This is a genomic window from Streptomyces sp. S063 (assembly GCF_002832675.1).
In the GTDB taxonomy this organism is placed as follows: Bacteria; Actinomycetota; Actinomycetes; order Streptomycetales; family Streptomycetaceae; genus Streptomyces; species Streptomyces sindenensis.
The window spans coordinates 7,335,670-7,358,678 of record NZ_CP021707.1 but is presented as its reverse complement, the minus strand read 5'-3'; the positions used below and the strand labels follow the sequence as shown (position 1 = coordinate 7,358,678).

20 protein-coding genes and 1 pseudogene are annotated in these 23,009 nt (G+C 72.1%); 9 read left to right on the top strand and 12 right to left on the bottom strand.

Going from position 1 to position 23,009, the window contains the following annotated elements:
• Positions 1-94 precede the first annotated feature (94 nt).
• Complete coding sequence (locus CCZ36_RS33445) at positions 95-1,225, top strand: ATP-binding protein (RefSeq protein WP_069735897.1); 1,131 nt, start codon at positions 95-97, stop codon at positions 1,223-1,225.
• Positions 1,222-4,116 carry a hypothetical protein gene (locus CCZ36_RS33440; RefSeq protein ID WP_069735898.1) on the top strand — a complete coding sequence of 965 codons (2,895 nt, stop codon included), beginning with the start codon at positions 1,222-1,224 and terminating at the stop codon, positions 4,114-4,116. Before CCZ36_RS33445 ends, CCZ36_RS33440 begins: the two co-directional genes overlap by 4 nt.
• A gap of 139 nt (positions 4,117-4,255) precedes the next feature.
• Here the strand turns inward: CCZ36_RS33440 and CCZ36_RS33435 are convergent, their stop codons facing one another.
• Positions 4,256-5,020 (bottom strand): SDR family oxidoreductase, encoded by a 765-nt coding sequence (locus CCZ36_RS33435; RefSeq protein WP_069735899.1) that lies wholly within the window; start codon positions 5,018-5,020, stop codon positions 4,256-4,258.
• 261 nt (positions 5,021-5,281) lie between these two features.
• On the opposite strand from CCZ36_RS33435, the gene CCZ36_RS33430 reads away from it, so the two are divergent.
• Positions 5,282-6,169, top strand: a complete 888-nt coding sequence (locus tag CCZ36_RS33430) for an SIS domain-containing protein (protein ID WP_069735900.1) — start codon at positions 5,282-5,284, stop codon at positions 6,167-6,169.
• 83 nt (positions 6,170-6,252) lie between these two features.
• Positions 6,253-7,122, top strand: a complete 870-nt coding sequence (locus CCZ36_RS33425; protein ID WP_128819253.1) for a class II fructose-bisphosphate aldolase — start codon at positions 6,253-6,255, stop codon at positions 7,120-7,122.
• Positions 7,123-7,186: 64 nt separating this feature from the next.
• Here the strand turns inward: CCZ36_RS33425 and CCZ36_RS33420 are convergent, their stop codons facing one another.
• The 6 genes from CCZ36_RS33420 to CCZ36_RS33395 all read right to left on the bottom strand — a co-directional run bounded on the left by CCZ36_RS33420 (position 7,187) and on the right by CCZ36_RS33395 (position 14,420).
• A complete protein-coding gene (locus CCZ36_RS33420; protein WP_128819252.1) occupies positions 7,187-8,674 on the bottom strand; it encodes an HAD-IA family hydrolase in 1,488 nt (495 codons plus the stop codon).
• A gap of 44 nt (positions 8,675-8,718) precedes the next feature.
• Positions 8,719-9,756, bottom strand: a complete 1,038-nt coding sequence (locus CCZ36_RS33415) for a hydroxyacid dehydrogenase (protein WP_128819251.1) — start codon at positions 9,754-9,756, stop codon at positions 8,719-8,721.
• On the bottom strand, positions 9,753-10,691 hold the full coding sequence (locus CCZ36_RS33410; RefSeq protein ID WP_069735903.1) for a carbohydrate ABC transporter permease: 939 nt from the start codon (positions 10,689-10,691) through the stop codon (positions 9,753-9,755). Before CCZ36_RS33410 ends, CCZ36_RS33415 begins: the two co-directional genes overlap by 4 nt.
• Positions 10,688-11,689, bottom strand: a complete 1,002-nt coding sequence (locus CCZ36_RS33405; protein ID WP_176735198.1) for a carbohydrate ABC transporter permease — start codon at positions 11,687-11,689, stop codon at positions 10,688-10,690. The genes CCZ36_RS33410 and CCZ36_RS33405 overlap by 4 nt, the downstream gene beginning before the upstream one ends.
• Positions 11,690-11,767: 78 nt before the next feature.
• Positions 11,768-13,072 (bottom strand): ABC transporter substrate-binding protein, encoded by a 1,305-nt coding sequence (locus CCZ36_RS33400; protein ID WP_069735904.1) that lies wholly within the window; start codon positions 13,070-13,072, stop codon positions 11,768-11,770.
• Positions 13,073-13,295: 223 nt separating this feature from the next.
• Positions 13,296-14,420: a substrate-binding domain-containing protein gene (locus tag CCZ36_RS33395; protein WP_128819250.1), complete on the bottom strand. Its 1,125-nt coding sequence runs from the start codon at positions 14,418-14,420 to the stop codon at positions 13,296-13,298.
• A 382-nt stretch (positions 14,421-14,802) separates the two neighbouring features.
• Here CCZ36_RS33395 and CCZ36_RS33390 point away from each other — a divergent pair.
• Positions 14,803-17,216, top strand: a pseudogene (locus CCZ36_RS33390) (polysaccharide lyase 8 family protein).
• Positions 17,217-17,226: 10 nt separating this feature from the next.
• Here CCZ36_RS33390 and aac(3) read toward each other — a convergent pair.
• Positions 17,227-18,081, bottom strand: coding sequence for an aminoglycoside 3-N-acetyltransferase (aac(3), locus tag CCZ36_RS33385; protein ID WP_069735907.1), 855 nt, complete (start codon positions 18,079-18,081; stop codon positions 17,227-17,229).
• A 99-nt stretch (positions 18,082-18,180) separates the two neighbouring features.
• On the opposite strand from aac(3), the gene CCZ36_RS33380 reads away from it, so the two are divergent.
• A complete protein-coding gene (locus CCZ36_RS33380; protein WP_069736044.1) occupies positions 18,181-18,693 on the top strand; it encodes a DinB family protein in 513 nt (170 codons plus the stop codon).
• Positions 18,694-18,999: 306 nt separating this feature from the next.
• Positions 19,000-19,491 carry a transporter substrate-binding domain-containing protein gene (locus CCZ36_RS33375; RefSeq protein ID WP_237302781.1) on the top strand — a complete coding sequence of 164 codons (492 nt, stop codon included), beginning with the start codon at positions 19,000-19,002 and terminating at the stop codon, positions 19,489-19,491.
• Between the two features lie 112 nt (positions 19,492-19,603).
• Here the strand turns inward: CCZ36_RS33375 and CCZ36_RS33370 are convergent, their stop codons facing one another.
• The 3 genes from CCZ36_RS33370 to CCZ36_RS33365 all read right to left on the bottom strand — a co-directional run bounded on the left by CCZ36_RS33370 (position 19,604) and on the right by CCZ36_RS33365 (position 20,944).
• Positions 19,604-20,104 carry a GNAT family N-acetyltransferase gene (locus tag CCZ36_RS33370; protein WP_069736045.1) on the bottom strand — a complete coding sequence of 167 codons (501 nt, stop codon included), beginning with the start codon at positions 20,102-20,104 and terminating at the stop codon, positions 19,604-19,606.
• A gap of 83 nt (positions 20,105-20,187) precedes the next feature.
• Entirely contained in the window at positions 20,188-20,355 is a 168-nt protein-coding gene (locus CCZ36_RS34970; RefSeq protein ID WP_164873575.1) for a DUF6381 family protein, read from the bottom strand.
• A 154-nt stretch (positions 20,356-20,509) separates the two neighbouring features.
• The gene (locus CCZ36_RS33365; protein WP_128819249.1) at positions 20,510-20,944 is read right to left on the bottom strand and encodes a hypothetical protein; all 435 of its coding nucleotides are present in this window, start codon (positions 20,942-20,944) and stop codon (positions 20,510-20,512) included.
• Between the two features lie 180 nt (positions 20,945-21,124).
• Between CCZ36_RS33365 and CCZ36_RS33360 the strand changes: the two genes are divergently transcribed.
• Both CCZ36_RS33360 and CCZ36_RS33355 read left to right on the top strand, forming a co-directional pair.
• Positions 21,125-21,625: a helix-turn-helix domain-containing protein gene (locus CCZ36_RS33360; RefSeq protein WP_069735910.1), complete on the top strand. Its 501-nt coding sequence runs from the start codon at positions 21,125-21,127 to the stop codon at positions 21,623-21,625.
• Positions 21,618-22,004: a DUF4180 domain-containing protein gene (locus CCZ36_RS33355; RefSeq protein ID WP_128819248.1), complete on the top strand. Its 387-nt coding sequence runs from the start codon at positions 21,618-21,620 to the stop codon at positions 22,002-22,004. Before CCZ36_RS33360 ends, CCZ36_RS33355 begins: the two co-directional genes overlap by 8 nt.
• 28 nt (positions 22,005-22,032) lie before the next feature.
• Here the strand turns inward: CCZ36_RS33355 and CCZ36_RS33350 are convergent, their stop codons facing one another.
• Entirely contained in the window at positions 22,033-23,007 is a 975-nt protein-coding gene (locus CCZ36_RS33350) for a sporulation protein (protein ID WP_128819247.1), read from the bottom strand.
• Positions 23,008-23,009 lie beyond the last annotated feature (2 nt).

Below are 23,009 nucleotides of genomic sequence, written 5' to 3'. Positions count from 1 at the left end.
CGCCGACCGTCATCGCGTGCACTCCCCCGCCGCGCCCTCCCTTCTTCTCTCGCTTCTTCTCTCGCTCTTCTCGCCTGTTCAGAAAGGCTTTCCGATGTCCGACGTGTTGCGTGCCCCCGCCGAGACCAAGTTCGCCGAGGAGCTCGACTGGCTGGAGTCGGTCGACGACAGCCCCAAGCCGTTCTCCTGGCGGCTCTCCCCGAAGATGGTGCGGCTGTTCATCCTGGGTTCCGAGCGCGCCGACGGCCTGGACCGGGAGATCTCCCAGAAATGGTTCGGCGACCGGAGCTTCGTCGAACGCTCGATCGTCACCCTCGCCTCCGACCGGGGTCTGCTCCTGATCGGAGACCCCGGCACCGGTAAGAGCTGGCTGGCCGAGCTGCTGTCCGCCGCGATCTCCCGCAACTCCACGCTGGTGGTGCAGGGTACGGCCGGCACCACCGAGGACCACATCAAGTACGCGTGGAACGTGTCCATGGTCATCGCCAAGGGGCAGTCGCGTGAGTCGATGATCCCGTCGCCGATCATGACCGCGATGGAGACGGGCGCCATCGGCCGATTCGAGGAGCTGACCCGTTCCACCAGCGATGTCCAGGACGCACTGATCTCGATCCTCTCGGAGAAGTACATCTCCGTGCCCGAGTTGCAGGGCGACGGTACGGACGCGGGCGACAACATCGTCTTCGCCAAGCCCGGCTTCTCGATCATCGCGACCGCCAACAGCCGCGACCGGGGCGTGAACGACCTGTCGTCCGCGCTCAAGCGGCGGTTCAACTTCGTACGCATTCCGGTCGTGACGAACAAGAAGAGCGAGGCGGAGATCGTCCGTTTCCGCACCGAGGAGCTGCTGCGCCGCCACGCGATCGACCTGGACGTGCCACCGACGCTCCTGGACGTTCTGCTCCAGAGCTTCGCCGATCTGCGGGCCTCCGCAGCGGCGGCGGGCAGCGACGACGAGAAGCTGGAGTCCTCGCTGTCGACGGCCGAGCAGATCGGTGTGCTGGAGGACGCCGTCCTGCACAGCAACTTCTTCGGCGAGCGCACGCTGACCGCCCGGACCCTCGCCTCCTCGCTCGTCGGCTCCCTCGCCCGGCGCGACCCCGAGGACCTGGCCATCTTCAACAAGTACCTGCACGGTGTCGTCGAGCCGCGCAGCAAGCAGGAGGGCGGCTCCTGGCCGGAGTTCCTGGACGGCGGCCGCGACACGATCGCCACGCTGTCATGACCGGGTCCCCGACGAACCGGCCCGGCCGGTCGCCCGCCACGAACGGGTCCGCCCCGACGTCCGCGAACAGCCCCGGGCAGGCGTCTTTCGCGGCGCTGCGCGAGCAGTTGCACGAGGCCGCGACCGCCTTCGCCGACGGGCCCGGCGCGTTGGAGGGCATTCTCCTCGGCATGGTCGACGACGTCGACCGGGCGGTGCGCGAGCCGCTGGAGATCTTCCCGGTCTGCCACCACTCTCCCGCCTCCGCCCTCGCCATGGCCCGCCGACTGCGCGAGAAGCAGCCCAAGGTGGTGTATCTGGAGCTGTGCGAGGACATGGCGCCACTCCTGGACGAGCTGCGCAACTGCCGCCTGCCGGTGGCGGTCCAGGCCTTCGCGAGCGACGTCGACGGGTTCCCCGCCGAGTGGGCGCCGCTGTCGGTCGTCGCCCCGATCACCGAGGCGTCCGCCGAGTACCAGGCCATCGCGTACGCGCTGGACACCCCGGGCGTCGAGCTGGTCCTCGTCGACCGGTCCTCGGACCATGTCTTCCAGTGGGACAACCGCCACGGCGAGCACACCCCGCAGGAGCCGCCCGCTCCGACGGACGGGGCGCCGGAGCCCGAAGCGGCGCTGCACGGCGAGGCGGTGGGCGTGGAGATCGGCGACCTCCGGCCCCGCTTCGCCGAGCTGGAGGAGCATCTGCTGCGCCACGGCAAGGTGCGGCACTGGTCGGAGTGGTGGCACCAGTACGTCGAGGTGCCGCTCGGCGACAGCGATCACGACGCCTACCGTCAGGTGATGTTCCTGGTCGGCAGTCTGTTCCGGCGGCTCGCTCCGGGCGACGGGGACCGGGTCCGGGTGGACGAGGACCGCGAGCGGTACATGTGGACCCGGATCCGCGAACATCTGACGGCCGGCGGGGCGGACCCGGAGGACTGCCTGTACGTGTGCGGCGCCTTCCACGCGGCCAGCCGGGTCGAGGAGTTCGGGGTGGCGGGCGGCGGATCGTTCGCCATCTCCCCCCGGTCCGCCACCACCTGGCAGCACGGGCTGATCCCGTCCAGCCATGCCGCGATCGAGGCGCAGTTCGGGCTGGCCCCGGGGTCGGTGTCGATCGCCGCGTCCCAGTGGGCGAAGAACCTGAAGCGCGCCCGGGTGCAGTCCTACCGTCTGGCGGGGCAGGACGGTGCGAAGAAGCCCCGCGCGACGAAGAAGACCGCCGCGGCCCTCGCCGCTCCCCCGCCGGGGGCGGCCGAGGACCGGCTCTCCGGGTTCCTGCGGCGGCCACCGGTCCTCGACACGCTGGACGAGGCCGAGCTGCTGGGCTGGTCGGTGGACATCGTGCGCGCCGCGCGGCGCAGTGGCTATCTGGCGTCGACCGCCGACGCCATCGCGGTGTTCGAGACGTCGATCCTGCTCGCCGGGATGCGGGACCGGGCCAAGCCCACCCCGTACGACTTCCAGGACGCGGCGATCACCTGCATCGAGAAGGACGCGGTGCCGGGCCGGCGCGATGTGCGGCGGCTCGTCGAGATCATGATGGGCGGCGACCGGATCGGCCGGGTCGGTTACGACGCGCTGCCGCCGCTGGCCCGCGATGTGCACGACCGGCTGGCCCCGCTGGAGCTGAAGCTCCAGCAGCGGGGCGTGCAGCGTGCCCTGCTGGACCTGAACTCCCGCCCCGAGTTGGGGGCGTGCTCGGACGTGCTGTGGATGCTGCGCCGGCTGATGCCGCACGGCGCGGCCCGGCCGATCATGGGTGAGCGGAAGCTCGGCGAGCGGTCGATCCAGGAGTCGTGGGACCTGGCGCTGGGCACCCATCAGCGGGCGCTCATCGAGCTGGGGTACGAGGGCGTGAGCATCGAGCAGGTCCTCGAACAGCGGCTGCGCCGCGATGCGTACGGGCCGCGGGCGACGACGGCGGTGGTCCTCGCCGCCGTCGAGGACGCCACGCTGTATCTCGGCAGCCGTCGGCTCGCCGATGAGCTGGGCGCCCGCGCGCTGGAGGTCCTCGCCGCCGAGCGCACGGTGGACGGGGCCCCGGAGGTGCTGCGCCGGGTGCGGGGGCTGCTGGCGTACTACCGGACCGCCGAGCCGGTGCTGCCGCCGTGGGTGGAGTCCTTCGTCAAGGCCGGCTACGCGCACTACTGCACCTTGCTGCCGACGGCGTTCACGGACGAGGACGCGACCGTGGGGCAGGTGGCGGCGATGCTGGGCTTCCTGTTCAGCATGGAGGGCCTCGCGCTGTCCCTGGGCTGCGACCGGGCCCAGCTGGAGCTGGCCGTCGCCCAGTCCCGCCCCACCGACCCGGAGCGGACGGCGCTCCTGTGGGCGGCACAGGTGCAGCTCGGCGCCCTGTCGCGGGCCGAGCTGCGGGAGCGCTGCGGTGAGCTGCTGGCCAACCCGATGGTGGTGCCGGCCTATCCGCGCTATCTGAGCGGTTTCGTGCACGCGTTGGTGCCGGTGCCGGGGCTGGCGGACGTGGTGGTGGAGGCCGTGTCCAACGCGTTCGGGCGGCTGCCGGATCCGGTTCTGCTGCCGTGGCTGCCGAGCCTGATCACGACCCTGCGCGCCGGAGCCGCGGATCTGGCGCCCCTGTTGATCCGGGAAGCGGGGCGGGTCTTCCCGGCCCGGCTCGCGGCGCTGGACGCGTGGGTGCCGCCGTGGCGGGAGATGCCGCGGGCCGGTGCGCCGGACGGCGGCCGGACGAGGGCGGCCGGTGGCGTAAGCCGTGGTGCCACGCTGCTCTTCGCCCACCCGGGCACGCTCGACGCGGTCGCGGAGCTGCTGGGCTGCGACGGTACGTGGGCCGCTTCCGACGACGGCCCTGCGGGCCCGGACGGCGCCGCGCTGGCGGCCCGTCACCCGGATACCGCGATCGCGTGGGAGTCGCTGCTCAGGGGTGCGTGAGCGTGGTGTGCGGTGCCGGGGCGATCTGGGTCGCCCCGGCACCGGCCCGGGCATCGCTCAGGTTCCGGTGCCGCACCGTCGGCCTCTCCGAGCCCGGCACCGTCCTCTTCGCCACTTTGCCCCGTCGCCTCGCCGCCCCTCAGAGCCCGATGCCGCCCGTGGCGTCGATGCTCTGGCCGGTGACCCAGCGGGAGTCCTCCGAGGCGAGGAAGGCGACGACGTCGGCGATATCGGCCGGCCGGCCCATGCGGCCGAACACGGAGTGGGCGGCGAGAACCGCCGCGGCCTCGGGCGTCTCGCGTCGCCGGGCGTTCATGTCGGTCTCCACGAAACCGGGCACCACGGTGTTCGCCGTGATGTCTCGCTCCGCCACTTCCTTTGCCACCGCAAGCGTCAGCGTCTCCAGCGCGCCCTTGGTCATGGCATAGGTCACGGACTCCGGAAAGGACCGGTGGGCGGCGGCCGACGAAATGTTGATGATCCGGCCCCGGTCCCGCATCAGGGTCAATCCCTGCTGGATGAGGAAGAGCGGCGCTTTCACGTTGACCGCGAACAGGCGGTCGAAAACCTCGGGCGAGGCGTCACTTATCCGACCCGATCCGCTCACACCGGCGTTGTTGACCAGAATGTCGAGCACGGGATCCTCTCCCCGGTCCGCCATTCCCGTGCCGAACGCCTCGTACAGGGCTTCGACGTCTCCCGGCGCCCCCAGCAGGGAGCCCAGCGCGAAAGCCTGTCCGCCGGCGTGCGTGATCTCCTCGACCACTTCCCGCGCCCTGTCCCCCTGGACACCGTAGTGAACGGCGACCAGGGCCCCGTCACGCGCGAGCCGCCGGGCGATCGCCCGACCGATGCCGCGGCTGGCACCGGTGACCAACGCGACCTTTCCTGTCAGCGAACTCATGAATCGTTCCCCCTGGCTCGGCCTTTCCGCAGATCTCGCGAAACGCATTCACCCTACCCATCGGCCGCGACGAAATGCGCGACCGCGAAGGAGCGACCACCGCGCTTCCAGCGGGGGCACCCGGCGGCGACCCGGCCCGTGGGCCGAGGCGGGGCGGGTCGCGCCGGGCGCACGAACCCGACACCTGTCTGCTTGATATTGCTTGAAACGGTTGCCTAATATGCAGCTTCGAGCATCGATCGCCACGAACAGGGAGCACAGATGACGCACGTGGCTCAGGAGCTGGCCAGCCAGCCCGACTGCTGGCAGGTGGCCGCCGGCATGGCGGACGGGCTGGCCCACCGGCTTCCGGCGGCGGGCGAGCGCATCGCCGTGGTCGGCTGCGGGACCTCGTACTTCATGGCCCAGGCCTACGCTGCCCTCCGGGAGGGCAGCGGCCAGGGCGAGACCGACGCCTTCGCCGCATCCGAGTTCCCCGCCGGGCGCCCCTACGACCGGGTCGTGGCGCTCAGCCGCTCGGGCACCACGACGGAAGTGCTCGGGCTCCTCGGCCGGATCGGTGACACGACCCGTCGCACGGTGGTCATCGGCGACCCCGACACCCCGATGGCCGCCATGGCCGACGACACGATCGTGCTCGAGTTCGCCGACGAGAAGTCCGTGGTGCAGACGCGCTTCGCGACATCGGCGCTGACCCTGCTCCGCGCCCATCTGGGTCTGCACAGCGACGCGGTCGTCGAGGACGCCCAGGTCGCGCTCGCCGAGCCGCTGCCCGCGGGTCTGGTGGAGTGCAGCCAGTTCACCTTCCTCGGGCAGGGCTGGAGCGTGGGGCTCGCCAACGAGGCGGCGCTGAAGATGCGCGAGGCCGCGCTCGCCTGGACCGAGGCGTACCCGGCGATGGAGTACCGGCACGGCCCGATCAGCATCTCCACCCGCTCCACCGCGACCTGGATGCTCGGCGAGGCCCCGTCGGGGCTGATGGACGAGGTGCACGCGACCGGCGCCCGATGGGTGGCGGGCGGCCTCGACCCGCTGGCGGAGCTGGTCCGGGTGCAGCGGCTGGCGCTGGCCATCGCGAACACGCGCGGCCTCGACCCGGACCGGCCGCGCCACCTCACCCGCTCGGTCATCCTCAGCACCACGGCCTGACGGCGGCACCACGGCTCGTAGCGCCGGGCCGTCCTTTCCCCGCCCGCCGGTCCTCAGCCCCTCAGCCTCATCCCGGAGTCGCCATGCCCCTCGCCGCCACCGGCGATCTGATCGCCGAGGCCGCCGCACAGCACCGTGCGGTCGCCGCGTTCAACGTCATCACCCTGGAACACGCGGAAGCCATCGCCGAGGGCGCGGAGGCGGCTGGGTCACCGGTGATCCTGCAGATCAGCGAGAACGCCGTCGCCTATCATCGGGGCCGGCCCCGGCCGATCGCGCGCGCCGCGGCGGAGGTCGCGGACCAGGCCGCCGTCCCCGTCTCCCTGCACCTCGACCATGTGCAGTCGACGGAGCTGCTGCACCGGGCGGCGGACTGCGGATTCAGTTCGGCGATGTTCGACGCCGCGCGGCTGCCGTACACGGAGAATCTCGCGGCCACCCGCGCCGCCGTCGTCTGGGCGCACGAGCGGGGCCTGTGGCTGGAGGCCGAGCTCGGAGAGGTCGGCGGGAAGAACGGGGAGCCGCCGCTGAGCGCCCATGCGCCCGGGGCGCGTACGGATCCCGAGGAGGCGCGGTCGTTCGTCGCGGCCACCGGGGTCGACGCGCTGGCCGTGGCGATCGGCACCTCGCACGCCATGACCTCACGGGACGCCGTCATCGACCACGATCTGCTGGGCGGACTGCGTGCGGCGGTGCCGGTTCCGCTGGTGCTGCACGGTTCGTCCGGGGCCTCCGACAAGGAGCTGGCCCGCGCCGTGGCGGGCGGGATCCGCAAGGTGAACATCGGGACCGCGCTGAACATCGCGATGACCGGGGCGATACGGGAACGGCTCGCCCAGGACGACCGGGGCGTGGACCCTCGCCGGTATCTGGCGGACGGCCGGGACGCGATGGCCCGGACCGTGACCCGGCTGATGGCGGTGCTGGCCCCGGGGCGGGCGCACGCCGCGTGACGACGAGGACGCCGGGGCCGGCGGGCGGTGCGCCCGCCGGCCCCGGCGTCTTCATGACGGCTCGTCAGGCCCGCCCCTCCGGCCCCCAGTCCCGCAGCAGGGCCGTCAGGTCCGCCCGTACCCGCCGCCCCGGGGCCGGCGCGATCGACGCCGCCGACGGCACGGCCAGTACCCGGCAGCCCGCCGCCTCCGCAGCGGCGACCCCGGTGGGGCTGTCCTCGACCGCCAGACAGGCCTCGGGCGGCAGCCCCAGCCGCGCGGCCGCCTTGAGGTAGGGATCCGGGAAGGGCTTGGAGCGGTCGCTCTCGCCGTCCGCCACCGTCGTACGGAACGCCTCGCCGCCCAGGGTGCGCAGGACCGTGTCCACCACCCGGCGCGGCGAGGCCGACACCAGAGCCGCGGGCGGGCCTTCCCTCTCCAGCCGGTCCAGCAGGGCGCGTGCTCCGGGCCGGAGTTCCACGCCCGCCGCGACCGAGGCGAGGAACATGTCCTCCAGCTCGGCCTCCAGCCCGGCGACGGTGGTGGGCTCCGGGCACAGCTCCGCGAGGGTGACGGCCGTGTCGGCGCAGGTGCGGCCGAGGACCGAGGCGCCCTCCGCCTCGGTGAGGTGGTGACCGTGGGCCGCCGCGACGGCACGCGACGCCTCCAGCCAGAGCGGCTCGGTGTCGACGAGCGTGCCGTCCATGTCGAGGAGCACACCGCGCGGCACGGTGGACACCTCCCGGCCGTCGAGCGTCCAGTGCGAGTCGGGCGTACGGTCCAGGGCCGCGTACACCAGGGCGGCGACGTCCTCGTGCCGGACGGGGCGGGCGGGGCGGGCCCCGGCGGTGACGTCCGGGCCCGCGCAGGCGAGCCAGGCGGTGCGTTCGGCCGGGCTGTCGCCGCCGTGGCCGCCCTCGTCGCGGTGCCCGTGGTCGGTGACGACGAGGACGGTCCAGGCCTCGTCCCCGTACGTGGGCCGGGCGCGCAGGGCGGCGAGGAGGTCGCCCAGGCGGTGGTCGGCCGTCTCGACCGAGGTCTCGTACGCGGTGCCGCAGCCGAGATGGTGGGCGGTCTCGTCGGGGGCGCCCAGGTAGACGAAGGACGCCTCGGGATCCTCGTGGGTGAGGACGGCCACCGAGTCGCGCACGGTCGAGGCATCGGCCTCCTCCCAGGCGGCGGGGGTGTCGGCGGCCGGTGCGTGGTGGGTGAGCCGGGTGGGGCGACGGAGCATCGGGCCGCCCTCGGCGACGGTGACCAGCGGTTCCCAGGCCGCCGCGACATAGGTGCGGCGGCCGTCCTGACGGGCCAGGCGGGTGGCGAAGTCCGGGAAGACGCCGAGGCGGTGGCCGCTGAAGTCGTTGCTCCACACGGCGTGCTTGGTGACGCGGACGCCGGTGACGACGGTCGCCCAGCACGGGCCCGACATGGTGGGGGTCTCCTCCCCCACGGTCACCGGGGCCAGGAAGCCGGCGTCGGCCACCGCGTCGAGGTGCGGGGTTGGCACCCGGCGCAGGGTGTCGAGGCGCACCCCGTCGATGCCGACGACGAGCACACGGCGGGCACGGGACATGGCGGGTCTCCCGGTGAGGTACGTGGGGTGGGCACGGGACGGGTTCAGGCCTGCTGGTGCAGGGTGCGGGGGTCCACCGCATGGGCGAACGGCAGGCCGTGCGCGTACCGTTCGAGTTCGTCGACGGCGGCGTCGGCGAGCCGGTGGAGTTCGCCGCCCTGGGAGCCTGCGATGTGCGGGGTGAGCAGGACGTTCGGCAGGTCGTAGAGGGGCGATTCGGCAGGCAGGACTTCCGGTTCCGTATGGTCGAGGACGGCGTTCAGACGCCCGGTGACCGCTTCCTTCACCAGCGCCTCGGTGTCCACCAGGGAGCCGCGTGCGGTGTTGACGAGAGTCGCCCCGTCCCGCATCAGCGCGAGGCGCGGGGCGTCGAACAGATGGCGGGTGCCGGGGAGTTCGGGGGCGTGGATGGTGACGACGTCGCTCTCGGCCGCCAGGGTGTCGAGCTCGGTGCGCTCCACGCCGAGGGCCCGGGCGTCCGCCTCGTCGAGGTACGGGTCGTGGACCAGGACGCGCAGGTCGTAGGGGCGCAGCAGTTCGATCACGCGGCGGCCGATGCGGGAGGCGCCCACGATGCCCACGGTGCGGCGGTAGTTGCCGACACCGGGGAACCGTGCGAGGAGGTTCACCCGGGAGCGTGCTTCGCGGTAGACGCGGGCGCTCCCCAGGATGTTCTTGTTGGCGAAGAGGATCGCGGCGACCGTGTACTCCGCGACCGGGAGCGCGTTGGCCGCGGCGGCGGTGCTCACGGTGATGCCCCGGTTCCAGACGTCCTGGGTGATGTGGTGTTTGACGGATCCCGCGGCGTGGACGACGGCGCGCAGCCGGGGCATGGTGCTCAGGGCGGCCGGGTCCAGCGGGGGGCAGCCCCAGCCGGTGAACAGGACCTCGGCCTCGTGGAGTCCGGTGCGCTGCGCGGAGTCGTCGGCGCCGAAGTCGGTGACGAGGAGGCGGGGGTCGAGGTCGGCGACCCGGGTGAGCCGGTCCAGGGCCTCGGGGGCGAGGATCGCGGCCCGGGTCTCGCCGCTCATCGCCAGGACGGTGCGGGGGCGGGTCACCCGGGGCGGGGCGGGGTGGCTCACTTGACGGCTCCTGCGGTGAGGCCCGAGCGCCAGAAGCGCTGGAGGCAGAGGAAGGCGACGATCAGGGGGACGACGGCGACGAGGGAGCCGATGATGACCATCGGGTAGAGCTCCGGCTGCTGGTAGACGTTCTGGTTCCACATGAACAGGCCCAGGTTGACCGGGTAGAGCCGGTCGTCGTTGAGCATCATGAGCGCGCCGTAGAAGTTGTTCCAGCTCGCGGTGAAGGTGAACAGGAAGATGGTCACGAAGCCGGGTGCGAGCATCGGCAGGGCGACCGTGACGAAGGTCCGCACCTCGCCGGCTCCGTCGACGCGGGCGGCTTCGAGGACCTCGCCCGGCACGTACCCCTCGGAGAAGACGCGGGCCAGGTAGACGCCGAAGGGGTTGACGAGGCTGGGGATGAGGACGGCCCAGTAGGTGTTGACGAGGCCCAGTTCGGAGGCCATCAGGTACAGCGGGAGCTGGACGACGGTCGAGGGGATGAGGACGCCGACGAGGACGACCCCGAACCACTTCTCCCGGCCGCGGAAGGCGTATTTGTCGAAGGCGTAGCCGCAGGCGACGGAGATGAGGGTGGAGAGAAGCGAGGCGACGACGGTGTAGAGGAGGCTGTTGAGCATCCAGCGGACGAAGACGCCGTCGTTGTACTCGAGGAGGGCGTTGAGGTTGGTCAGGAGGTGGAAGTCGCCGACGCTGAAGGGGTTGGTGGCGAACAGGTCCCGGTAGCTCTTGGTGGAGGCGATGAGGAGCCAGGTCAGCGGCATCAGCGTGTAGACGGCGACGACGGCGAGCACGGCGTTCACCGCCACCCGGGAGGTGAGGCCGCCGGTGCGGATTCGGCGCGCGGGCGGCCGTGGCGCGGTGCGACGTCCGGTCCCGTCGCGCCGGGGGGCGGCGGTCGGTGCCTCGCGGTGGGCTGTCTGGGTGCTCATGAGGCCTTCCACCGGTTGCCGAGCTTGGTGACGACGAAGGACAGCAGGCCGGCGACGAGGGCGAGCAGCAGGGAGCTCGCGGCGGCCAGGCCGTAGTCGTGGCCCTTGAAGGCCGCGGTGTAGATGAACATGGTCGGCGACCAGTCCTCGCCCATGGTGTTGGCACGGAGTTGGACGAGTTTGGGGGCGTCGAAGAGCTGGATGGCGCCGACGCAGGTGAACAGCAGGGTCAGGACGACGGTCGGCCGGATCATGGGGATCTTGACCTGGAGGGCGGTGCGCAGGGCGCCGGCTCCGTCGACGGTCGCGGCTTCCAGGACCTCGCGGGGAACGGCCTGGAGACCCGCGTAGAAGATGATCATGTTGTAGCCGGTCCACTGCCAGGCGGAGATGTTGACGACGGAGAAGATCGCCTCGTCCTCGCCGAAGAAGTTCCAGTGCGCGCCGAACGCGTCGAGGGCGTCGGTGACGGGGCTGAGGCCGGGTGTGTAGAGGTAGAGCCAGATCAGCGAGGCGATCAGGCCGGGCACCGCGTGCGGCAGGAAGTAGGCGATCTGGAAGAAGCGCCTGGCCCGGGCCATGGACGAGTCGACGAGCAGGGCGAGGATGAGCGCGCCGCCGACCATCGCGGGGATGTAGAGGACGCAGTAGAGGGCGATGTTCCCGAAGGAGCGGAGGAACGCCTCGTTGCCGAGGGCTTCGGTGAAGTTGCCGAATCCGGCGAAGACGCGCTCGGTTCCGCCGAATCCCAGGCCGGAGGATTCCTCCCGGTAGAGGCTCATCCAGGCCGCGTAGATCAACGGCAGGACGGTGACGGCGGCGAAGAGCACGAAGAACGGGACGGTGAACAGGGCGACGGCCCGGCGTTGTCCGCGTCGTGTGCCGGGTCCGCCCGGGGCGCCGGGCCTTCCCGGTCCGGCGGATCCGGTGGTTCCGGCGGGAGGCGGCACGGCCGGGGGTGCCGGGGTCTTGGCCGGCCGGGCGAGTGGGGCTGCCACCTGGTGCTCCTTCGGCGGGGTGGGGCGGTCGGTCGGGAGGGGCGCCCGGCACCGCGGGTGCCGGGCAGCCGCGCGTGGCTACTTGTCGAGCTTCAGACCGCGGTCGGTGACCGCCGTCTCGCCCTTCGCCTGACCGGTGCTCAGCATCTTGGTGTGGTCACCGCCCGCGGCCATCTGCACCGAGGTGACCTGCTGCTGGACCGGGCCCCAGGTCCAGCCGGGCACGATGGTGTCGGCGGCCTCGCCGGCCAGCGCGTAGACGTCCTGGTCACCGAAGTAGGAGTTGTCGAACTGCTTCGCCGCCGCGGCACGCATGCCCTCGTTGGCCGGCAGGGCGCTGCTGGGGGTCTTGAGCGAGCTGAGGCGGGCGGTCATGGCCTCCGGGTCGGTGGTGACCCACTTGATGAACTCGGCGGCGGCCTCGGTGTGTTCGCTGCCCTTGGGCACGATGTAGGAGGTTCCGCCGTACATGCCGGTGCTCGCCTTGCCGTCCCAGGTGGGCAGGGGTGCTATGCCCCACTTGCCCTTGGAGTCGGGGTAGCTGACGGGGAAGTTCCCGGCGCTCCAGGCGGCGCCGATGATGGTGGCGACCTTGCCGGTGGCGCGTTCCTTGGTCTCGCCCTCGCCCCAGAGCGGGGTCTTGGAGGCGAGGCCCTCGGCGAGGAGGTCGTCCCAGTAGGCGGCGACCTTGCGGGAGGCCGGGTCGTCGATGTCGACCTTCCAGGCGTCGCCGTTGGTGCCGTACCACCGGGCGCCGGCCTGCCAGGCGAGGCCGGAGAGCAGGGCGGGGTCGCCGCCGCCGAAGTTGGTGATGGTGACGTCGGGATCAGCGGCGTGGATCTTCTCGGCGGCCGTACGGTATTCGGCCCAGGTCGTCGGCACGTCGACGCCGTGCTTCTTGAACAGGTCCTTGCGGTAGAACAGCTGGATGGGTGTGACGTCGAAGGGGACCGCCCAGGTGGACCCGCCGAGGTTGACCAGGGACTGGACGGCCTCGGGGAACTCCTTCTCCACCAGCTCGCCGGAGCTGGGGGTGAGGTTCTCCAGGTTGCCCTCGCTGGCGTACTCGGGCAGGGCGGAGTAGTCCATGGTCGCCACGTCGGGGGCGTTGCCGCCCTTGACCGCGTTGGACAGTTTGGTGACGCCCTCGGGGCCCGCGGGGACCATGGAGAACTTCACCTTGATGTCGGTGTGCGTCTTGTTGAAGGCGTCGGCGGTCTCCTTGGCGCCCGCGGTGGCCGACCAGAAGGTGAGGGTGACGGGGTTGCCGTCCCCGGGGCCCGAGGCGTCCGAGCCCGATCCGCCGCAGGCGGTGACGAGCAGGGCGAGTGAGGCGGCGGACGCCGCGAGGGCGAGGCGGGACGTGCGGGCGATACAGGGCATGGGCCGGCTCCTACGAGACCTCGAACTGCGGGAGATGAGGTGAACGACACACATCATTTTGCGCAGAACCGATCGCCGTCAAGAGCGAATGACCAATTCAATCGAATCGATCATCCAGGGGCGTAGAGGCCGCTCCCGGCACCCCCGCCCCCTGGGAACGCGAAAAGCCGTGCCCCAGGGTCTGTTGGCCCGGGGCGCGGCTCGTGGCGCGGTGCTTTCAGCGTCAGGGAGCGGGGGCGGCCGCCCCGCAGGAGACCCGGACCCGCAGGGTGGGCAGGATGTCCAGATGCCGACGGCCCCCGGCCCCCGGGCCCGTCGCGTCCGACGCGCCGGGTTCGGCCACGCCGAGGCGGGACAGCAGGAGCCGGGCCGCGGCGGCGCCCACGGCGTACTTGTCCGGGGCCACCGCGGTGAGCGGCAGGTCGGCGAGCGACGCGACCTCGTCGTCGTACGCGATCACCGCGAGGTCTTCGGGCACCCGCACCCCCCTGGCCTGGAGGCGGGGGATGAGGACGATCGCGTCGGCGTCGCTGTGCACGATCGCGGCGGTCACGCTGCCGCTCGCCACGCCCTGGCACAGGTACTCCAGGGTTCGCTCGAAACGATCGGCCTCCGACCGCGACGGGGCCTCGTCCAACGGGGAGGTCGGCACCGGAGTCAGCCCCAGCGCCTCCACGGCGGCCCGGTAGCCGACCCGGAGCCGGGGAGCGGTCGGGCTGTCCTGCACGGCGAGCGCGATCGCCCGGTGGCCGAGCCCGGCAAGGTGCGCCACCGCTTCGGCGGCCCCGTGCGCATGGTCCGAGCGCACCCGGTCCAGGCGCGCCGCCGGATGGCCGAGGGGTGCCGAGCGTTCCACCAGGACGACGGGGGTCTTCGGCTCCACCGTCCACAACCCCTCGCCCCGCTCCGGGCAGCCGCGCTCCCAGCTGGGTGTGAGCAGAAGCCCGTCGGCGCCGGTGGACAGCAGCCGCCGGGCCTGGGCGGCGTCCTCGTCGGGGAGGTAGTGGGAGAGCCCGATCGTCAGCCGGGCGCCCGCGGCCTCGACGGTCTCCCGGGCACCGCGCACCACGTCCGCGTAGTAGTACTCGGTGGTCGGCACCACCATGCCCACCACCAGTCCTTCGGCGGACGGAGCGGGGGCCGGTGCGGGCCGGGACTGCCCGGCGGGCCACACCACCGCGCCGTGCAGCCGCTCCACCAGCCCCTGGGCCGCCAGCGCCTCGACGTCCCGGCGCAGGGTGACGGCGGACATGCCGAGTTCCTCGGCGAGCTCGGCGACGCGCAGGCTGCCGCGCTCGCGGACGAGTTCGAGCACCCGCTCGTGGCGCTGGTCGACGTGCAGTCGCATGGATCCCCCTGGACTCGGAGACGGCTGGGCTCGGGCGAACGGCGTTCCGGTGGCGGAAGCACGGGGTTCCCGGCCCCGGGCGGCCGCCGTCCGGCCTGGGTCAACCATATCGATCGCATCCGCTCGAAACGATCCGAGCGGTGGTTTGCGGCGACGCGAGCTGTGCGAGCCGGCTCCTTGACGGGAGAGCCCTACACGCCCCAAGAAGCGATCGATACGATCAATTCGGCCAAAGTCATTGAGCGTGTCGTCTGGCGGCTGCTAGAAAGTGCCCGCCCGCTCAGAACAGTCGGATCCCGGGGTCGGTTCAGCGCCCGTTCCTTCGGTGCCCTCCACGCGCCGGGTTCCCGCCGGAGACACGTCACCGACCCGGAGCTCTCCCATGACTTCTGCCTGGTCCCGCCGTACCTTCCTGGCCACCTCCGCGGTGCTCACCGCCGCGGGCGGCGGGGCGCTGATGCTCGCCGCGCCCGGCGCCGCCTCCGCCGCCCCTGAGGACGATCCGTACGCCGCGCTCCGCACGACATGGAGCGCGCTGATCCTCGGCGAGGGGTTCAGCCCGACAGCCGAGCCGTTCAGGAGCCGGCTGGCCGACCTCGGCGCGAAGGCGTCGCAGTGGCTGGAGGCGATGGCCCCGGCGGAGGGCTCGCTCTGGCCCGACGCCGTCTTCGCGGATCCTGATCCGGACACGGACGCGGAGTCGTACGTCTTCTCGGGGCGGATGGCCGACAGCTTCATCCGCCTGAACACCATGGCCCAGGCCTACCGCCAGCAGGGCACCGGGCTGACCGGGAACACCGCCCTGCGCGACGCCGTGCTCACCGGCCTGGAGCACCTCAACACCCAGGTCTACAACGACGGACAGACCCGGTACGGCAACTGGTACAGCTGGCAGATCGGCGCGCCGCAGGCCCTGCTGGACGTGTGCGTGCTGATGTACGACGCCATCGCCCCGGCGCGGCTCGCCCGCTACTGCGCCGCCGTCGACCATTTCGTCCCGGACTCCGCCGTCGCCTCCTACACCGGGACCAGCACCGGGGCGAACCGGGTCGACCTGTGCCGGGTGCTGGCCCTGCGCGGGGTCGTCGGAGGGACCGCGGCGAAGATCGCGCTGGCCCGGGACGCCCTCTCCCCGGTCTTCCCGCTGGTGACGAAGGGCGACGGGCTGTACGCCGACGGCTCGTTCATCCAGCACACCACCGTGCCCTACACCGGCAGCTACGGATCGGTGATGCTCGGCGGGCTCGGGCTGCTGTTCGCGCTGCTGAAGGGCACCACGTGGGAGGTCACCGACCCGAAGCGGCAGGTGGTGTTCGACGCGGTGGAGAACGCGTGGGCCCCGTTCCTCTACAACGGCCTGGTCATGGACTCCGTCGCGGGGCGCGCGATCAGCCGGGGCGAGGCCGACGACCACCGGCGCGGGCACCCCATCCTGGCCTCGATCGTGCTGCTGGGGCGGGGCGCGTCGGCCGCCGAGAACGCCCGGTGGCGGGCGCTCGTCAAGGGCTGGGCGCAACGCGACTACTACAGCCCGCCGCTGAGCAACCCCTCGCTCGGGCTCACCGCGCTGGCCCGGATCAAGAGCGTCCTGGACGACACCGCCCTCACCCCGATCCCAGAACCGGCGGGCCACCGGCTCTTCCCCGACATGGCCCGGGCCACCCACCGCCGTCCCGGCTGGTCGGCGTCGCTGAGCATGGCCGACCGGCGGATCACCTATTACGAGACCGGCAACGGCGAGAATCTGCGCGGCTGGCACACCGGGAACGGGATGCTCTACTGGTGGGGCGACACCTTCGCCAACGGCCAGTACAGCGACGCGTTCTGGCCCACCGTCGACCCGTACCGGCTGCCCGGCACCACGGTCTCGCGCAAGGTGCTAGCCGACGGGGCGGGCGGCGACTGGGCAACGCGCTCCCGGATGTGAACTGGGTCGGCGGGGTCACCGACACCAAGCGCGCCGCCGTGGGCCAGTACGTCAAGGGCCTCTCCAGCACGCTGATGGCGAAGAAGTCGTGGTTCTTCCTCGACGACACGGTGGTGTGTCTGGGCGCGGGCATCCACGGCCGCGACGGCACGACCGTGGAGACCACGGTCGACAACCGGAACCTGGGGCCGACGGGCAACGCCCCGTTCACCGTGGACGGCTCGGCGAAACCGGTCGCCGCCCCCTGGTCGGCGACGCTGTCCGGCGCGTCCTGGGCGCACCTGGCCGGGCACGGCGGTTACGTGTTCCCGGGCGGGGCGAGTGTGAAGGCGCTGCGGGAGAACCGGACGGGCCGCTGGCGCGACATCAACCGGGCGGGCTCCACCGATCCGGCGTCCCGGAAGTACCTCACCCTCTGGTTCGACCACGGCACGGACCCGTCGGCCGCCACGTACGCGTACCAGCTCCTGCCCGGCGCGTCCGAACAGCGCACGGCAGAGCGGGCGGCGGACAGCGGCTGGCTGCGGGTGCTCGCCAACACGGACGACCAGCAGGGGGTGGCGGTCCCCTCGCTCGGACTGACGGCGGTCAACTTCTGGTTCGGCGGGAGCGTCGGCCCCCTGGTGGCGGACGCCCCGTGCTCCGTCATGGTGACCGAACTCGCCGACGGGACGGCGATGGTGTGCGTGAGCGACCCCATGCGGATGCGCACCAGCCTGACCCTCACCTGGAACCGGGCCGTCGCCTCGGTCGTGTCGAAGCCGGCGACGGTGACGTCGGCGACCACGGACGCATCGCTGCGGCTCGTCTTCGGCGACCTGTCCGGGACGCGCGGGGCGACGCACACCGTGAGGGTGAGGCTGGCCTGAGCGAACGCCGTCACGCGGGGGCGTTCAGCTGCTCCTCGATCCAGCGGACGCCGAACTCCACGGCCGGGCCGGCCTCGAACAGGAAGCTCTCGGCCGCCCCGACCGCGCCGGACCGGCCGATGCCCGCGTCGAGCATGGCCCGGACGATCACAGCGAACGGGTCCTGCCCCTCGGGCACGACCCGGGAGTAGTCGAACGCGCCGTCCGTCGAGTCGATGTCGTGAAAGGTGCGCCAGAGACGGACGCCGTCCACGCGGACGGGCTGCTCGTACGTCACGAACCGCTTGCCGGGCGCCTGGGCCAGCGACTCCGCGAGGTGAAGCAGGGTCATCGTCTCGCCGGGCGCCCCGAGCAGCAGCACCCGCCCGCCGAGGGCGACGAGGCGGGCCAGCGGGCTGCCGGGGCCGTGCGGGTCGTCCCAGGGGTGGTCGGCCATCAGCGCGGCGGCGGACGGGCCGAGTGCCGCGAGGCTCGCGTCGGGGTGGCGGCTGCGTACGGCCCCCGGTCTGCGGCGCAGGGCCTCGGGGAGGCGGCCGTTCGTGTGCTCGGCCTCGCTCAGTTCCGGGTCGTACGCGGGATGGTGGGCGCGCAGGGCGTCCTGCCAGGGGCTGGGCCAGGTGGTGAAGTCGTACGGCGGGGCGTCGTTCCAGCCGCAGGAAACCATCAGCGTGCCGGTCGGGCCGACGGCATCGAGGAGGGCGTCGATGACGGTCTGGGGGCCGCCCGGGACGTAGCCGACCGCGGAGAGGCGCGTATGGAACATCACGGTGTCGCCCGGTCCGAGACCGAGCGCGGCCAGGTCGTCCCTGATCCGGTCCCGTGTCACCGGTCCCCCGGAACGCCGCAGCAGTTCTCGTACGTCCATGGCCCCAGCCTAGAGGCGGCTGCGCGGAAACCCGGCTGCCCGGGGAACGCCGGGACGGACATACTGTCGGCCGGAACCCCGGAACCGAGGATGATGATCATGAAGCGTGACGACCGGGTCGGGCCCCCGCTCCTGGGCGGTGAGCGCGAGACGCTGCGGGCCTTTCTCGACTACCACCGCGAGACCCTGGCCCTGAAGTGCGCCGGGCTGAGCGACGAGCAATTGCGCGAGCGGTCGATGGAGCCGTCCACGCTGTCCCTGCTGGCTCTGGTGCGACATCTGGCGGAGGTGGAACGCGCTTGGTTCCGGCGGGTGTTCGAGGACGAGGACGCTCCGATGGTGTGGTCGGAGAAGCCCTTCGACTTCCAGGCGGCGTACGACGCGAGCGCCTCCACCGGCGCCGAGGCGTTCGCCGCCTGGGAGGCGGAGGTGGAGACCTCGCGCCGGATCGAGCGGGAGGCGGCTTCGCTGGACCTGGTGGGGCGTCAGCCGCGCTGGGAGAAGGACGTCTCGCTGCGGATGGTCATGGTGCACGTCCTGCTGGAGTACGGCCGCCACAACGGTCACGCGGATCTGCTGCGGGAAGGGGTGGACGGCACGGTGGGGGCCTGAGTACGCAGGGTGGGGGCATACCGGTCGGCGGTGGTCCGAGGCGTCGCGGGCCTCGGCCGGCTCCGTACGCCCCTCGATCGCCGCGGGCCCGCCCGTCGACCGCCGTGGGCCCGCTCATAGACTCGGCTCCATGTCTCAGCAGCCGACGCCCTCCACCCTGGTCTCCTCGTTCGCGCCCGGCGGCACCCTGCGTGCCTCGATCAACCTCGGCAACCCGATCCTGGCCCACCGTGATCCGGCGAGCGGAGAGCCGGCCGGGTATCGGTCGACCTGGCACGGGAGTTCGGGCGGCGGCTCGGAGTGGCCGTGGAGCTGGTGGCCTTCGAGCGGGCCGCGCTGTCGGTCGACGCGGTGCGGGCCGAACGGGCGGACATCGGGTTCTTCGCGGTCGACCCGGCGCGGGGCGAGGGGCTGCGGTTCACCGCACCGTACGTCCTGATCGAGGGCAGCTATCTGGTGCCGGAGCGCGCTTCCCTGACCGAGAACGACCAGGTGGATCGTGAGGGCACGCGGATCTCGGTCGGGGCCGGATCCGCCTACGACCTTTTCCTCACCCGCGAGATCCGCCGTGCCGAGATCGTCCGGCTGGAGGGCGCCCCGCGCGCGCTCGCGGCCCTGCGGGCGGGCGGGGTCGAGGTGGCCGCCGGGATCCGGCAGTTGCTGGAGGCCGAGGCCGCGCGGGAGGCGGGCGTACGGGTGTTGCCGGGGCGGTTCATGGTGATCCAGCAGGCCATGGGGTGCCGGCCGGGCGAGGGGCGGCGGCGCAGAAGCTGCTGGCGTCGTTCGTGGAGGAGATGAAGGCGGACGGTTTCGTCGCCGACGCCCTCGAGCGTCATGGCGTCGACGGTGCGTCGGTGGCTCCCCCGGCCTGAACTCCGACTCCCCGCCGGGCCTCGGCGGACGACCGGGGTCAGCGACGGAGGGTCAGCACACGGGTGGTGCTGCCGTCGTCCTCCTCGATGTCCCTCACGTGAGCGAAGCCGATCCTGTCCAACAGGGTCAACGAGGCCTTGTTCGCGGCGGCGACGGTGGCGTGGACCTCGTCCAGCCCGAGGGTGTCGAAGCCATGGGCGATGACGGCCCGGGCCAGTTCGGTCCCGAGGCCAAAGCCCCACGCCGCGGGCGCCAGGGCATAGATGATCTCGTGGCCGTCGACGGTGTCGGTCCGCTTGATCTCGGCGTGCCCGACCAGTCGGCCGTCACGGCGGACGGCCCAGACGGCGAACAGGTCCTGGGCGTAGACCTTGGTGAAGACCCGTCCGAACAGGGCCCGGTCCTCCGCCTCGGGGGAAGGGCCGTCACCCATCCATCGGGACACCCTGGTGTCCTGGAACAGGGAGACGAAATCCTCTTCGTCCTCGGGGACGTACGGCTCCAGCAGGAGCCGCTCGGTGCGCAGAGTCGGGGTCACGGGGCGTGACGCTACCCGGGCGGCGAGCACCCGGGCAATCGGCTTTCCTCCGCACGGCAGGCAGGGGGCCGATAAGGCGGGCCTCAGCGGCCGGCGTCGGGCGTGGGTTCCTCGCGGAGCAGTCGCAGGGCCTTCGCCCGCAGCCGTCGGCGGTGCTCGGGGTCGGTCGCCCGGTCGGCGGCGCGGCCCAGTTCCTCGGCGCGTTCGCGGGTGCGGCGGGCTCGCTCCGCCGGGCTGTCGTACAGGTTCATGGGGGTGTCCTCCGTCGTGGGTCCTCCGTCGGCGACCGGCGTTGCGTGCGCGACCGGAGCCCCAGCGTCACCGGAGTCGGTGCGGTCCGCATCTCGTGCGGCTACGTTCGGTGACGGCGGGTGGGGTGAGCCTCCCCGATACGACGGGCGACGGTCAGTCGGCGGTGTGGTCCGGATGCCCCTCGGTCCGCCGGGCCGCCTTCATTTCGGCCTCGTAGAGGTGGTCACGGCCCTCGGCGAGGTCCTGTCGGATCCCCTGCTCGACCGTCCGGAACACGTCGTAGTAGGTGGAGTTGTACTCCTCGACGATCTGGAACGTCCAGTGCCCGGGGATGACGTTGCGGCCGAGGATCTCCCGTTCGACCTGATCGGCCTGCCGCCCGTGCCCCGCGGCGCGGAGCAGCCGTACGGCCTCGTCGAGGGCCAGGTCGGCGCTCCCGGTGAGCTGGTGGAACTCGTACAGGGCGCCCCGGGCCCGCTCTGCGGTCTCGAGCGCCTTCGACAGGGCGCCGAGCGCCTCGACCGTCGTGTCGGTGACGCCTTCGGGGCGCCGGTGCCGGGGATCGGGCTGCCGGGTTCCGGGGTTCATGGGGGGGCTCCTTGTCCACGTGGGCGGCCGTTCGCTTCTCACCTTCCTTCCCAGGAGCCCATGACACCTGCCGAGCACGGCCGGGGAGAGCAATCACTCTCCACCCTTCCCTATTTTCCCTTGAAGAGGAACAAGGAAGAAAATAGGGACAGATGCAGAACATTGAGGTACGTTGCATCCATGGGAAGCGACGAGCGTGAGCTCTACTCGATCGGCGAGGTGGCCGAACGGCTGGGCCTGCACGTGCGGACCGTGCGCAACTACGTCCGCGACGGACGGCTCAGGGCCGTCCGGATCGGCAAGCAGTACCGGGTCAGCAGGGAGGACTTCGAAGCCCTGACCGGCGCACCGGAGAGCAGCACGGCCCCCACGCCACCTCCGGCTGCCGCGTCGGGGCACGTCGAGGTGTCCAGCATCGTGCAGATCGACGCGCTCGGTCCGGACGCCGCGGACCGCCTCGGCACGTTGGTGACGGCGAGCGCACAGTCCGCGCGGCGGGTGTCGGGCTCCCTGCGTGTCCAGACGGTCTACGACAAGGAGCGAAGCCGAATGAAGATCGTCGTACTCGGCGGGGCAGGCGCCACCGCCGATCTGCTGCGCCTGATCGACGGCGTGCTCGGCCCGGACAGCGGTCTGTTCGCCCACGCCGCATCGGCCGAGCAGGAGGCGGACCGTGCCTGACGTCGTCGAGCATCACGGCGCGCCGGTCCTGGTGTGCGATGCCGACGGGGCGTCGATCTCCACGGTCCAGGACGCCCTCGACCATCTGATCGGCGCCGCGTTCCACGCCGCGGAGGTGGTGGCCGTGCCCGCCCCGCGACTGGACGACCGCTTCTTCGACCTGAGCACCGGCTTCGCCGGGGAGATCCTGCAGAAATTCGCGAACTACCGGCTGCGCCTGGTCGTCGTCGGGGACATCGGCCGTCACCTGGCGGCCAGTTCGGCCCTGCCGGACCTCGTCCGGGAGGCCAACCGGGGCCAGGACATCTGGTTCCTCCCGGACCTCGATGCCCTGCGCGAGCGCCTGGCCCCGGACGGGACGGGCCGGAAGGCGGGCTGACCCCCTTCCGGCCCGGGGCTTCCTCGGGTCAGCCCTCCTCGCCGCTCTCCTCGTCCTCCTCGCCCTCGAAGGCGTCACCGATCTCGTCGACGACCTCGGCCGCGACCATGCCGCCGACGACACCGACGGCCGCGCCCGCCGCGACCCCGGCCACCACGGAGCCCGCGCCGGGGCCCGAGCGGTGCCGGTCACCGTGCTCGCCACCGTACGAGGGCGGCGCTCCATGGGCCTCGCGGCCGGCGATGACCTCCTTCAGCCAGGCGTCGACCTGGGCGTTCCAGTCGGTCTGCGGGGCCGCGTGGTGGGATGCGGTGAAGCGGTGGACCGTGTCGTGGCCCTCGGTGAAGAGCCCGGCACGCTTGTCCGCCTCGATGACGACCTCCAGGCCGCCCGGTGCGGCGATGAAGGTCACCTCGATCTCGTTCACGGCGTGGGCGTGGCCGGCGGGCGGGAGGATTTCGATCTCCTGGTAGCAGGGCAGTCGCTGACCGGTGCCGCGGATGTGGCCGAGCTCCAGGTCCGCGGACCTGAACACGTATCCGAGCCGGCCGAAGGCCTCCAGGATCGCTTCCTGGGCGGGCAGCGGTCCCACCGCGAGCGCGTCGAGGTCGCCCTTGTCACGCGCCCCCGCGATCTCCACCTCCGTCCGGATGCCGAGCACGGGGCCGAGGTGCTGGCCGTGGAGTTCGGTGATCGGCGTCTCCCACGGCAGGGTGACGGTGAACGGCACGGCGTGGTCGGCTTCCTCCGCCAGCCGGAAGCCGCCGCCGACGCTGAACCGTTCGAGGACGACCGTGCCCTCGTCCTCTTCCTCCTGGCCCTCTCTCTCGACCCGGGCGACGAGGAGAAGGGAGATCCGGTCGATCGTCACGTCCGACCCGCCGCCCCGCAGTCGGACCTCTCCGGAGAGGAGACCACCGGGCAGGGCCGGGCCGGGTTGCAGAACCGTGTCGACCGAGGGGCCACCGACCCCGAGGGCTCCGAGCAACTTCTTGAACACCATGT